8 protein-coding genes and 1 riboswitch are annotated in these 14,245 nt (G+C 35.6%); of the genes, 6 read left to right on the plus strand and 2 right to left on the minus strand.

The genetic code is table 11. The annotated features are described in order from the left end of the window. Positions 1-52 precede the first annotated feature (52 nt). Positions 53-919 carry a cupin-like domain-containing protein gene (locus tag LZQ00_RS17935; RefSeq protein ID WP_234510626.1) on the plus strand — a complete coding sequence of 289 codons (867 nt, stop codon included), beginning with the start codon at positions 53-55 and terminating at the stop codon, positions 917-919. Between the two features lie 70 nt (positions 920-989). Here LZQ00_RS17935 and LZQ00_RS17940 read toward each other — a convergent pair whose 3' ends face one another. Together LZQ00_RS17940 and LZQ00_RS17945 are read right to left on the minus strand one after the other, a co-directional pair. Then, complete coding sequence (locus LZQ00_RS17940) at positions 990-3,866, minus strand: PD-(D/E)XK nuclease family protein (protein WP_234510627.1); 2,877 nt, start codon at positions 3,864-3,866, stop codon at positions 990-992. A gap of 3 nt (positions 3,867-3,869) precedes the next feature. Beyond that, positions 3,870-7,241 (minus strand): UvrD-helicase domain-containing protein, encoded by a 3,372-nt coding sequence (locus LZQ00_RS17945; protein ID WP_234510628.1) that lies wholly within the window; start codon positions 7,239-7,241, stop codon positions 3,870-3,872. A gap of 355 nt (positions 7,242-7,596) precedes the next feature. Here LZQ00_RS17945 and LZQ00_RS17950 point away from each other — a divergent pair, with 355 nt between their 5' ends. The 5 genes from LZQ00_RS17950 to LZQ00_RS17970 all read left to right on the plus strand — a co-directional run bounded on the left by LZQ00_RS17950 (position 7,597) and on the right by LZQ00_RS17970 (position 14,204). Next, a complete protein-coding gene (locus tag LZQ00_RS17950) occupies positions 7,597-8,118 on the plus strand; it encodes a 30S ribosomal protein S16 (RefSeq protein WP_234510629.1) in 522 nt (173 codons plus the stop codon). Positions 8,119-8,254: 136 nt separating this feature from the next. After that, positions 8,255-8,782, plus strand: a complete 528-nt coding sequence (rimM, locus tag LZQ00_RS17955) for a ribosome maturation factor RimM (protein WP_234510630.1) — start codon at positions 8,255-8,257, stop codon at positions 8,780-8,782. Between the two features lie 134 nt (positions 8,783-8,916). Beyond that, a complete protein-coding gene (locus LZQ00_RS17960) occupies positions 8,917-9,762 on the plus strand; it encodes a hypothetical protein (protein WP_234510631.1) in 846 nt (281 codons plus the stop codon). Positions 9,763-9,886: 124 nt separating this feature from the next. Further along, a riboswitch (SAM riboswitch) is annotated at positions 9,887-9,992 on the plus strand. A 60-nt stretch (positions 9,993-10,052) separates the two neighbouring features. After that, complete coding sequence (metF, locus tag LZQ00_RS17965) at positions 10,053-11,009, plus strand: methylenetetrahydrofolate reductase [NAD(P)H] (RefSeq protein WP_234510632.1); 957 nt, start codon at positions 10,053-10,055, stop codon at positions 11,007-11,009. A gap of 180 nt (positions 11,010-11,189) precedes the next feature. After that, positions 11,190-14,204 (plus strand): DUF2723 domain-containing protein, encoded by a 3,015-nt coding sequence (locus tag LZQ00_RS17970; RefSeq protein WP_234510633.1) that lies wholly within the window; start codon positions 11,190-11,192, stop codon positions 14,202-14,204. Positions 14,205-14,245: the final 41 nt, after the last annotated feature.

The following is a 14,245-nucleotide window of genomic DNA, read 5'->3' on the forward strand; positions in this document are numbered from 1 at the left end:
TTAAGTAGAAATATTTTTTTAAGTTTGTAGTAGTTGTAAAAACAGATAGCTTGTGAAATTAAAACCAGTTGATAGTATCTCAGGAATAACTCCAAAAGAATTTGTAAAAGATTACTTAAGTAAAGGTCAGCCTGTAATTATCAAAGACTTTATAAGTAAAGATAGTGCATGTTGGAAGAAGTGGAGTTATGATTATTTTAAGGAAATAGCAGGTCAGGAGCAAGTAGATGTCTATGGTCGTGAAGAAGAATCTCAAAACCATGCTGCAAGTCCTCCTGTTGGAAAAATGACTTTTGCTGAATATTTAGATAAAATAAGTGCTGAACCTACGGAGATGCGTTTATTTCTTTTTAATTTGTTAAAAATAAGACCAGAACTTAAGAAGGATGTTATTTATAACGATGTGACAGGTGGTAAGGTAATACAATGGCTTCCATATTTGTTTTTTGGAGGAGAAGGCTCTGCAACGCGTAATCACTTTGATATTGATATGTCACATGTATTCATCTCACAGTTTCAAGGCTCAAAACGTATTTGGTTATTTCCCAATGATCAATCCGATTTATTATATAAATTACCTTATAATTTTCATAGTATCGCTAATCCGAAAAAAAGCAGAGAAGAAGACTATCCAGGATTAAAATATATTGAAGGCTATGAAGCCGTTATTAATCCAGGAGATACGTTGTATATGCCTGCAGGATGGTGGCATTATATCCAATACGATACAGAAGGATATTCAATTTCCGTTCGGGCGTTGGCAAATACTTTCTCAGAAAAATTAAAAGGAGCTCGCAATCTATTTATCACACGCTATTTTGATGATACCATGCGAAAAATCTTTAAGAATGGTTGGTTGGATTATAAAATTGATATGGCGAAAAAGAGAGCACAAAAAGCAATTCGAAAAAGAATATAATATATAAACAGCATAGAAAAGCTCGATCTTGACCCGATGGAGCTTTTTGTTTCGTGATATATTATACCTTTTACTCTATCTCTTCTTCATTTAGTGCATTTTTATAGAACAGTACGTAAGGATCTGAGTCATATATCTTTGCTTTTGGGTCATGTTTGAAAGGAATTTCAGGATTAAAAATTTCCTCTAAAGTTTCTTTTAAGAATGTTTGAAATTCTTTTTTTACCGCAATTAGATATTCTGCCTCCAGTATTTCAGATCTTCCATAAAATAACGTCCCCTCTTCACGCATTTTACGTGCGACGTATAGATTAGGCTCAATACCATTTCGACCAGTTACCTGTTCGTAAACATAGGTGTAGAACAGCGTTTGAACAAGAGCTTTATTTTCAGTGCCCTTTATGAATACTTTATCCAATGATTTAAAATTAACTTCATCGGCACCAGTTTTGTAATCGACGATACGTGTTTTGACAGACTTATCTTTTAACAAAACTTCGTCTACACGATCAATGATACCGTAAATACTGATATTTTCTTCCTTACCTTGGATTTGAATAGGAAAGTTGATGACATAATCTTGGTCGTTTTCTAGTTCAATGATCTTAATACCGATAAAATGATCAATATCATGTTGAATCAGTAAGGTAACATATTCAGCAGCAATCTTATGCATGATACGCTGTAAGCTATTTAAAGCATGCAGTCCGGTTCCTTCTAACTGATATAGTTCGATAATCTCATTAATAATCAAAGCATCCACAACTACTAAAGATTTTTCTAATTCAGCAATAGGAACGAATTTTTCGACACCCTTGAACGGTAAATATACTTTTTCCATCACATTATGGATGACCGTTCCCAAGTTGTTCATTTCAAATTCTTGTGTAATACTTGGAGGTTCTTTGATCTCGGCAACATGTTTTAAAAAAAAATGAAGTGGAGATTGTAAATAAGTCGTTAGTGCTGTTGCCGAAATTTTCTTCTTATTTTCAACATAATCACGCATAAGCTTATCCCATATCTTTCCCTTCTTTTCTATGATTAATTCCTCCTGATCTGGTAAAAATGTGATATTCTGCTGTTGATGATGATTGATAAATTGAAATTTACTTTCAAATTCCAATTGTTTGATAAAACGACTTTCTTCTCCAGAAGAGCTTTCACTCACGATACCATTATAGAGCAAGTGGATTCCCTCACTGTATTGAAAATGACGATAGAATAGATAGGCTGAAAGAGCATCTTGATTTTCTAAGATTGGAAGTCCGTAAGCTTGTCGAAGCGAATTCGGTATAAAGGTTGGTGAACTTGATGTTTTGGGTAAAATACCTTCGTTGGCACCTAAAACATAAACCTGATCAAAATTAAGACAACGACTTTCTAAAAGCCCCATAATCTGTAAACCCTCTAGCGGATTACCTTCGATAGCAGAATTAATGCTTGCAATGGCTTTATTGATAAGGCCAAATTGAAAAGGTATACTGAGAGGTTGTAGTGTCTCCAAGCCTATATGGAGTTGGTTTAAGGTCTTTCTTACTTCAATAAGTAAGTTACTGTCAATTTGTTTAATGCGATCTTCCTGCGCAAGATTAGCCAGTAGATTATCGATCAGGTGAATCAATACGGCTATAGCTTCTTCTATTTTGATGATCGGCTGAAAGAAATGTGCTAAGGTTGAACTTTTGAAGGTCAGTTCTTTGAAATCAACTTCAAAGAGCTGTTTATCTGCAATGAGTTGCTGAATAGCATATTTCTCGTCTTTAGAAACGTTGGTTAAAGGATGATTAATAAACGTTTCAATATAGGTATAGGGGATTTTTGTCTTTTTCTGATGCGTGATCAGATGCTGTACATCCATCCATAACTCCATGATACCATAAATTGGCGATTGTGTAAGTGGAAAACCTGTTGTAATGTTCGGTTTCACATCAGGTAAACTTTGTAATAAAGAAACCAATAAAGACTCATCAGCTAATAAAATGGCCGAAGATTGACCATCCTTTTCATGATTTACTAGAATATCATGAAGCAGTTTGGTTTGACTCACATTGCCCGTAGCAGCATACAGATTCACCTCTGTGTGACGATTGCCAATGACATTTGGACTATCCCCTAAAGCATTTTTTAAACCCGTTTGTTGGATATTACGACGAATAAACAAACCTGCTTCTTGTTGTTTATCATCTAAATAATAAGCATCTGCATCAAAGTAGAATAATGCCAAACCTTCCTCTTGCCATTTTTTAAATAATATAGCCTCAGCTCTGTTCAAAGCATTGAAACCTACAAAAATGATTTGCTTATAGTTTTTATGAAACGTTTGATTTTTAGATTTCTCTTCCACAATCTCGCGATAAAACGTAGAAACATTCGTCATTTTCTTCGCTTTCAATTCTTCCTTAAAAGCACGATATAAAACTGGTAGGCGCCTCCACAGTTTTAGAAAACGTTCCTGTACTGCAGAATGTTCTGATATGGAGAACGATTGCCAAAACTGACGAATAAACTCTTGTTGCTCGGTGGTGAAATGTTGAAACTGCAAATCAATCTGTGTGTTGTCAAATAATTCCATGAAAATCTCATCGATGTTAACGAGATCATAATCCAACTGTGCAAAATCACTTAATATCGTTTCTGCAATTGGGTAAAATTCTTCTAAGGTTTCTGCTTCAATCCCTTCCTTAGCTAACAAACCATTATGTAAATGATATAACATGAAGAACTGCGCAATAGGAGTTGCCTCCGATAGATTCGTTGATAATCTGAAAAATTCTTGAATCGTAAAAAACTGTGGCGACCAAATAGCCTGTCCATATACATCCGCCAAATGTTGTTTTAGATAAGTTATCGGTCTTTTATTGTTGAATATAATTGCAGTTTCGTGTAAACTCTCTCCGAAACGATCTTTTAAATCTATAGCGACGTCTTTTAAAAATGGATTCATTTCTTAGTATTTAACATGTGATACAACTTCAACCAAATCATTTGATTTGGCATAAAATAAAAACCCCTTTACGTTTTTATAACCCAATTCCGCTAGCGTATTAACATATTGATTGACTTGCTTTTGATGCGATAAAGCTTCATTCTGCGTAAACTTAAAGTCCAGAACAATTGTTTCGTTTTCACTTGTGAAAACTTTATCTGGACGTAATGTTTCGCCTTTGGCAGTAATGATGCCTGATTCATTCCAGATCTTGAAATCACCGACCAACCACCTGTTAATCTGTGGATGTTGCCAGATCTGATTAACTTCATGTAAAATAGCAGACTTCTCTTCCGCAGTAAAAATACCCTCTGCAATATATTGATTGATGGTGGGTTCTATTTCGTCTTTCGAAGTAACAATTGACATGATCTCGTGCGCCATCACCCCATATTGAGAAGCTTTGTCTAATAATAAAATGCTATTGATTGTGCGTTGTGATGACTTTTCAAAAGCTTTATCTAGTTCTTTTGAAATCGGATATTGCTGAAGCGCTATTTTTCCAATTTCAATTTTATCCTCACTTTCTCTAACAATAATACAATCCATGTTCAGCTCATTCTCCGTTAAACCAAATTGATTTTTATTGCTCATCAATGATTGATACACAATATCACCTATCAAATCATTTTTTATATCCATTCCCAATATTTCACCTGTTTTTCTATCTGCAAGTTGCTTAAAAGCAGGAGCAGAAATATATATATGTTCTATTGCACGCGTAGTTGCTACATAAAAAGTATTGAGCGCATCCATATAATTGAAGACCATCTCTTCATAATATTTTCGGTATAAAGTTGATTGCCCTAGAGTTGCAGTATATTTTATAGGCGCTTTCCCTATTGGTGCTAATGCTGTCTCTTCTGTATCAATCCAAAAATTCCCATTCGTCATACCATCTAGCGTCCAACTGCAAAACGGAATCATGACCACATCATAAGCCAAACCTTTTGATTTATGGACAGTCGTTACTTCAATAGCCTCTATCTTACCCGATGAGGGCAATACCGCTTTAGTCCCATCTTCATCCCAAAAGGTTAAGAATTGATTAATCCCTCTTTCCCCATTGGAAGAGAAATTTGCGATCATATCCTTAAATGCTAAAATATAAGGTATATGAGGATTGTTTTGTGAAGTCAACCCAAAAGCCTCTATCAACTTCTCAACCAAATGAACTAGAGGTAGCTTTTGCCAGTTATCCCAGTTGTCGATTAAATCTTTTGGAAGATCGCCCTGTAGATTTCGAACATCATTGTCTTTAAATTTTAGCCAGATTTCATCATCAAAGTTTTTGCCTTTTTGAATAATATGATAGAGATGAGTAAACCTTGCCTTATACAAAATATGTTTATCTGTATTGAAGACAAAAGCTTTTAACGTTTCGATCAACAATTGTATGCCCTCATTAGCTTCTAACGCTAATGCATCACCAGAGATCACCTCAAATTGTAGATGATGCTCGTTCCGATAATTCATTAATTCATGGATGACCAATCGAGCTTGTTTATTGGAGCGAACGAGAATACCAATTTGATTGGCTTGATATCTTCCTGTTGCCAACCAATGATGAATCTGCTGACATAAAGCTTCCACAGCTGCAGGCTCCACTTGCGAGTTTCTTCGGATGTTGTTTTCAACCGGTAAATACTTGATCGTAATGGATCCTTTTTTCGACTCATCGTATATTTTTTCTTCTGGAATTTGTTGAGAAGCACCTTCATAAGCCTTCATGATCATATGATCATAACCCATCTCTTTCCACCAATTTTTCCCTTCATCCGTTAAATTCTCTTCTATATGTTCATTGAGCAACTGTTGAATCTGTTGCGGAATAGTTTCAAAAAGATAATTATTAAAATGAATGATATTCGGAAGACTTCTGTAGTTTATATCTAAAGAACCATTTTCGATTAACTCTTTTAGATCCTCTTCATTTGAAATGTGAAAAGAGTTTGCCACTTGTTTTTCAGCCTGCTCAAGTAAGATTCTCCAATCACCGTTTCTCCAACGGTAAATACTCTGCTTCACATCCCCAACGATTAAATGTTCAGCGAGTTTTCCAGAAGCATTTCCAAGCGCATTGATCAATAGAGGACTATAGTTTTTCCATTGAATTCGTGAAGTATCCTGAAATTCATCAAAAAGAAAATACTGATAGCGATTTCCAATCTTTTCCCAAATAAAAGTAGGATCGCCATGTTGATCTAATCCCAGCTTGTTCAATTGAATTTGTGCATCAGAAATCAATTGCGCATTATTTTCCTTTCGCCATTGCGCTAGCAAGTCACTCATTTCTTTGAGCAAACGTAGGTAATAGAAGTTCTTTTGGAAGGCTTCGTAAGTGATGTATGTCCTAAATTTATCTGCTAATAGTTTGAAGTTGCCTAGAATGGGTAAAATAGCTTGCTGCAGACCCCAATTGATTTCCTTTTTACCATCTAAAAAGGCGTCATCATGACCAATCAGACTCACATACTTATTGATAATCTCTTCAAGCTTAGCTGTGCTTAATTTGAAAACATTCACTTGGGCATGAGATAAAGTGTAAATAGGATTTCTACTTTTTCCTTTTAAATCAGCAGCATCCAGATTTAGCGATTTAAAAGCCCCTTCGAATTTTTTCACTTCCTCTTGTAAGGCTTCTAAAAATACCCGAATGAATGTTTCAATCTCCTTATTTAATTTATTGAATACCTGATCTGAGTTTTGAGATAAGAGAAACTTGTCAAATTCCTTGAAATTTTCAGAAAATATTTCATTGGCCAGATTGGTTAATTCTCTTCGGTAATTCCAATTTTCATTATTTGCAATTTTCTTCTCCGCATACTCAATGATCCATTCCAATAAATCGGGACGTTTATCCAATAAGTGGTTTAACATCACGGTAAGATCCTGTCTAACCTTACTGGTGTTCATTTCTATTTTATATGCTGCATCCAGGTGAAGTTCATAGGTAAAACTTCGAATCACTTTTTGCGAAAATCCATCAATCGTGCTAATGGTGAAATGACTATAATCATGAAGTATTTTTCGATAGACACGGTATGCTTTTTCTTGAATCAATCCCGCGTCCCAATTTGAAAATTGTTTTAAAAGCAACAGCCGATAATCGTTGATTTTTTTACTGGGATCACCTTGAGCAAGTCCTTTAAGAACAGATAAAATCCTCTCCTTCATCTCTGCCGTCGCTTTATTTGTAAACGTAACTGCTAAAATTTCGCGATAGCTATTTTCTTTCGAAAGTAATAAAGTAAGATAATGGACGGTTAAACTAAATGTTTTTCCTGAACCAGCCGAAGCTTTTAAAATCTTTAAAGGGGCAATGTTATTCATGGAATGAAAGTTAATATTATATCGGCAATAATCCATAGATAATATGAAAATGAAGTAAAAAGCGCAGAATCAATACTCATCGTTTATTCAACCCTTTTTACGATGAAATGCTACTGTCTCTTGAAAGTGCTTACCCCATAAAATGTATATCTGTAATGGAGTGAGTGATTTACGACGTATGTAGTTCATTTTTGAGAATCTGTGCTTTGAAATTTTACATCCTTCTTTTGGGTTATAGCTCAAAGAGTTAGCAGAGTGATTTTTAGCTTTTTACTTTCAAAAATCATTTGTATCTTTGCGTCCCCTCTTGCATGAAGCTCGGGGGATATGTTGAATACATAAATAAAAAGAAAACATGGCAACTAAAATCAGATTGCAAAGACATGGTAAAAAAGGACGTCCTTTTTACCACTTAGTAGTAGCAGATGCACGCGCACCACGCGATGGTAAATTCATTGAACGTATTGGTTCTTACAACCCAAACACAAACCCAGCGACTATCGTTTTGGATTTTGAAAAAGCTTTGGATTGGATGAATAAAGGTGCTCAACCTACTGACACAGCTCGTACTATCCTTTCGGATAAAGGTGTTTTATACAAAAAACACTTATTGGGTGGTGTTAAAAAAGGTGCATTTGATGAAGCTGCTGCAGATGCAAAATTTGCTGCTTGGAATGACGCTAATGACGCTAAAACTGCTGGTAAAAAAGACGGTTTAGCATCTTCTAAAGCTGAAGCTAAGAAAACAGCATTGGCTGCTGAAGCTAAGAAAAAAGCAGACAAAGCTGCTGCTATTGCTGCTAAAAATGCTCCAGTTGCAGAGGAAACTCCTGCAGAAGAAACTGAAGCTCCAGCGACAGAAGAAACTGAAGGATAATTTTCTATTCATACAGTATCAAGAAAGCCGGTTCATTATGATCCGGCTTTTTTTGAATCATGATTGAAAGGCATACACCTAAAAAATCTTTCAATCTTGTATTTATATTTTTAAATTTGCCTTTTCAATTAAGAACATGACAATAGAAGAAAGTTTTTATATCGGTTATATTAGTAAAACTCGTGGATTAAAAGGAGAGCTCCAACTTTTTTTTGAATTTGAAGATTATCAAGATTTAGACTTTGATGTCCTATTTGTTGAAGTCAATAAAAAACTAGTACCCTATTTTGTTGACAATATCAAGTACCAAACAAATAGCACGGCCTACTTGAACTTGGAGGATGTAGATCATATTGACAAAGCACAACCCTTAGTACGTAAGAAAATCTATCTTCCCAATGATAAAATGCCAGAACGAGATCCGGAAGATTTTAGGTATACGGATCTGATCGGGTATCTTGTTATTGACGAGACACATGGTGAGTTGGGGGAGATTACGCATGTACAAGAAATGCCACAACAATTTATCGCAACCGTAGATTTTAACGATAAGGAATTGATGTTCCCTTTAAATGACGACCTGATATTGGGAATTGATCCCGAAGAAGAAGTTTTGGAAGTCGATCTACCAGAAGGATTGGTCGAGCTGTACAAAGAAATATAAACGGAAAGAACCATTTTAGTAAAAAAGAAGAGTTGCTATAGTTATTGCTGTAGCAACTCTTCTTTTTTAGGGAGAACAAACTTGTAATAATTATAAAAAGAATTATCTTTATTGTCAAGAATAACCTAGCCATTATGAAAGTATACATGCCGATTTTGATGTTCCTGTTTTCCTCATGCTCTTTTTTTGGCGGAAGTAAAACAATACCCAAGGGAAACTATCAAGTTATCTGTGGTTACACTGAAAAAAGCTACCTGGAACATAAGAGAGACGACATAAATAGTATCGATTGTCGTATAGCATGCGAATATCCAAGTTATCATCGATCTTTTTTGTCATTAAAAGATGATCATCATTATATCCTTGCGATAGATGATGTGTTATTACATGGTCAATACACATTTGACGATGATAAAATTATATTGGAAGATGAAAATAACGAATCTTTTCCATTAGAAATTATGCAAACAGAAGTAGGCTTTGTCCAATTAAAGGGAGATTTTTCAAATTTTAATTCGATTCGATTACCCAATAGTGGTAAACTATATATCAATCTTGCTTTAGATGAAACAGCAGAACGAGAGAAACCAAGTAAATTTGATATAACGATCAATGAATGGCGTCATATTCCAACACAACTGGAGAATGAACAGCAGGTAAAACAACGAGCTTTAAACTTTTTAGATTATTCAATTGCATACTTTCAACACATTAGCAATTCAGGGATTTATAATGATTTTAAAATAGACGCCATTGAATCCCCGATTATATATGGTTCAAATGGGATAGCTTTGAAAGAATGGGCTGATGTTCCATTATTTTGGAAAGAATTATATTTTAACGATAACAATGCTCGAGTAGCTTATGATTACTTATCTCAAGGATTTAAAAAAGGTGAGCGCGTAAAATACGGAATAAAGGGTAGTTTATTAGTGAGTTTCTATCTAAAAGACTTGCGAAATACGCTTGGTACTTTATAGTAACTGCATTATATTGAGCATTTTTGATGTTTTTTGAAGCAAATTGCGATAAGATGAAGCACTATTTTTAACAAGCTTGTTAATATTATTTTGATTATTTACTTCTATTACCGATATTAGCCGATGCTTATAGAGAAAGGCAGAGGGACTAGACCCAATGAAGCCTTAGCAACCTGTTAATTTACAAGGTGCTACATTCTACCCCAACTCAGAGATGGGAAAGATAAGTTGAAACAAGTTTACTTGTGCATTTCGATTTAAGCCAACCAAATCACATTTAAAAGAAATTAATGAAAATCGTTGATCATATCAATAATGCCAAAGGAAATACGTTGTTTTCTTTTGAGTTGTTGCCACCAGCAAAAGGACAAGGTATCCAGAGTATTTTTAAAACAATGGATGCACTTATGGAATTCAAGCCTCCTTTTATCGATGTGACTTATCATAGAGAAGATTATCTCTATAAGAAGCACGAAAGCGGTTTATTAGAGCGTGTCGCTTATCGCAAACGCCCTGGTACAGTAGCGATCTGTGCGGCTATTATGAATAAGTATAAAGTCGATGCAGTACCGCATCTTATCTGCGGAGGTTTCACAAAAGAGGAAACGGAAAACGCATTAATCGACTTGAACTTCTTGGGTATCGACAATGTATTGGTCTTGAGAGGGGATGCTCGAAAAGGGGATGCCGATTTCATTCCTACTGAAGGAGGTCATGCATTTGCAACGGATCTATTGCAGCAAGTTGCGGATATGAATCAAGGTCAGTACCTACATGAAGATATCGTAAGTTCAGAAAAGACAAACTTTTGTATTGGGGTTGCAGGTTATCCGGAAAAACATTTTGAAGCCCCGAACTTTAATACAGACTTCAAATGGTTGAAGAAAAAAGTAGAAATGGGTGCTGAATTTATTGTAACTCAAATGTTCTTCAATGTGGAAAAATATAAAGAGTTTGTCACCAAATGCAGAGAAAATGGTATTCATGTTCCTATTATACCAGGATTAAAACCCTTGACAACAAAAAAGCAACTAATCACATTACCTAAGATTTTCCATTTGGATATTCCAGAAGAATTAAGTGAAGCAGTATCTGCGTGTAAAAATAATGCAGATGTACGACAGGTAGGTGAGGAGTGGTTAGTGGAACAATGTAGAGAGTTAATTAAGTTTGGTGCACCTGTTTTGCATTTTTATACCATGAGTAACCCAGGTCCAACAAAGAGTATTGTAGAAAAATTATTTTAACATATTTGAATATTATAAAAAGAGCCTGTTATCGAGCTATAACAGGCTCTTTTTATGTGTTGTAAATTTTTTGTTAAAAAAGGTTAATCGGTATAAAATGAAATCCCCTTTTGTTATATTTAGTTAAAAATCAGTTTACAATTTGATTTATCGTTTAACCAAATATAACTTTTAGCAACAATGAACTATACGAAAGTGAATAACACCTTAGGCTGGGTATGTGCCATCTTGGCAACATTAGTTTTTAGTATGACGGCCGAAAGGACGACCAGTTGGTGGGATACAGGCGAATTTATTGCCTCAGCTTATAAACTTCAGATTGTTCATCAACCTGGAGCACCCTTATTTCTGATGTTGCAGAACATATTTTCAAATTTCGCTTTAGGTCATGTATCGCAGATTGCCTTTTGGATGAATATCGGTTCTGCTGTTTGCAGTGGTCTGACCGTTATGTTTTTATTTTGGACCATTACAGCTCTAGCTAAAAAAATTACCCATTCCGATGATCAACCCGTTGATAAAAATCAGCTTATTAAAATAATGGGAGCAGGTGTGGTTGGAGCTTTAGCTTACAGTTTCTCCGATACATTTTGGTATTCAGCAGTGGAATCCGAAGTCTATGCCATGTCCTCCTTATGTACAGCAGTCGTATTTTGGGCAATCCTGAAATGGGAGGCACGTGCAGATAAACCACAAGCAGATCGTTGGCTCATTGTCATTGCTTACGTAATAGGACTTTCAATTGGGGTTCATCTATTGAACCTATTGGTTATTCCAGCGATAGCACTCATTATTTATTTCAAGAAAACCGAACGAGCGACTTTCTGGGGGATCAGTAAAGCCATGTTAATTGGGCTTGGAATTTTAGCCTTTATCCTTTGGGGCGTGATCCAATACCTCATTAAATTTGCTGCTAAGTTTGATCTATTCTTTGTCAATACCATTGGATTCGGATTCGGTTCAGGTATATTGATTTTCGCAGTATTGATGATTGCAGCATTAATTTATGGCATCCACTACTCCATCAAAAAGGGGAAAGTTGTTTTGAATACAGCCCTTTTAGCAACCTGTTTTATACTATTGGGGTATAGCTCTTTCACCATGGTGTTGCTTCGAGCAGAAGCCAACCCCTCACTAAACAATAATGACCCTGAAAATGTCTTCTCTTTTTTAGGATATTTGAGTCGGGAGCAGTATGAATCAGAACCATTGGTAAAAGGCCCATACTTTGATTCAAATCCAATAGATGTTAATGAACGCGTTGATTATAGAAAAGACAGCCATCAATATACTGCAATAAAAAGATCATCAAGCTATCAATTTGATCGAGAGACGATCTTCCCAAGAATTTATAGTCAAAAACCATATCATCAATATTTTTATAAAGGATATTTAGGCATTGAAGAAGGAAGACAAGCAAATTTTACAGATAATTTGAAATTCTTTTTTAATTATCAGATCGGACACATGTATGCCCGTTATTTTCTTTGGAACTTTGTTGGACGTCAAAATGATCAACAAGGAAATGGTTCCTTAGCAGAAGGGAATTGGCTGTCAGGTATCAAAGCGATTGACAATTTGCATCTAGGAGGACAGTCCAAATTATCGGATGAGATGATTCATAATCCATCCCGGAACACCTACTTTTTTCTTCCCTTGTTAATTGGGCTCTCTGGTGCGCTGTGGCACTTTAAACGGAATAAGAAAGATGCAGCTGTCGTTGGTTTGTTATTTGTGTTTACAGGATTGGCTATCGTCGTATACTTAAATCAATCCCCTTTACAGCCGCGTGAACGAGATTATGCCTATGCAGGATCATTTTATGCTTTTACCATCTGGATTGGTTTGGGTGTATTTGCCATTTCAGAGTTTCTCAAAAAGTATATCAATGAACGAAATGCAGCCCTCTTGGCAACATCATTCTGCCTTATTGCTGCACCTTTGATACTCCTTAATCAAAATTGGGATGACCATAACCGGTCAGAGAAATCATTGGCAAGAGATGTTGCAAAAAATTATCTGGAAACATGCGCTCCCAATGCTATTCTATTCACTTATGGTGATCACGATACCTTTCCCCTCTGGTATTTACAAGAAGTGGAAGCTGTACGTCGAGATGTGAGAATCGTAGTCATTAGTTATTTGGCTTCCGATTGGTATTTTCGTCAAGTGAAAAATGGAACCTATCAAGCAGCAGGACTGCCTATAACCATTCCGAATGAAAAAGTGGCAAAAGGAATCCGCGAATCTTTGCCTTACCATGACCTGAATTTAGCTGGATCTACGGATATTAACTTGTTGCTGGAGTTCTTATTATCCGATAGTAATGATAATAAACTTCAAATGAGAGATGGACAGTATGAAAATTTCTTACCAACAAAGCATTTCAAACTTGCTGTCAATAAAGCTGATGTGATCCAAAATCAAGTTGTGCCTAAAGAATGGGAAAATGAAATAGCAAATCATCTGGAATGGACTTTTAATAATGATTATGTAACCCGAGCAGATCTAGGTTTGATGTCAGTTCTTGTCAATAACAATTGGCAAAGACCAATCTATTTTTCCACTATGATCCCAAGTGAAAACTTAATGGGATTAGATAAATACATGGTCAATGAGGGGTTTGCCAATCGCTTAATGCCCATAGAGGCAAAACTTGCAGAAGGAGAATCATTAATTAATGCAGATAATTTGTATAAAAATATTGTTGGAAAATATGTTTGGGGAAATATACATCAAGCAACCTATTTGGATACAGATTCCTTTCGTTTTGCAGGGATGTATGCCGAGGAAATTTTTGGAAAAGCAGCAAGAACACTACTCGCACAGGGGAAAACAGAGCAAGCTCGACAAGTGGCTGTAAAAGCATGTAACGAACTACCGCAACGCTTATATAGTATGTCTGATGTGACGAGTTATGCCGATGTTATCGATACACTTTATAAGACAGGGGAAACAAAGTTTGCCAATCAGTTAGTCGATCGTAATATGAAATTTTTAACCGAACATATGGACTACTATCAGCAATTGGCTAAGGACAAACCAGAAACAGGACTGGAAGTTCGCAACATAAAAATGGCTATTGACTCGGTCAATTTGTATGAACGGATACTCGCCAGTACACAAGAAAAGGATCGTTATGCATATGTAGCAGATTTGGGTCGAAAATATAAACAGATGTATCTCGGAGAGTGATGGATCATAAAAAAGGGAAGCATTTGCTTCCCTTTCTATTT

Source organism: Sphingobacterium sp. SRCM116780, from assembly GCF_021442025.1.
GTDB lineage: Bacteria > Bacteroidota > Bacteroidia > Sphingobacteriales > Sphingobacteriaceae > Sphingobacterium.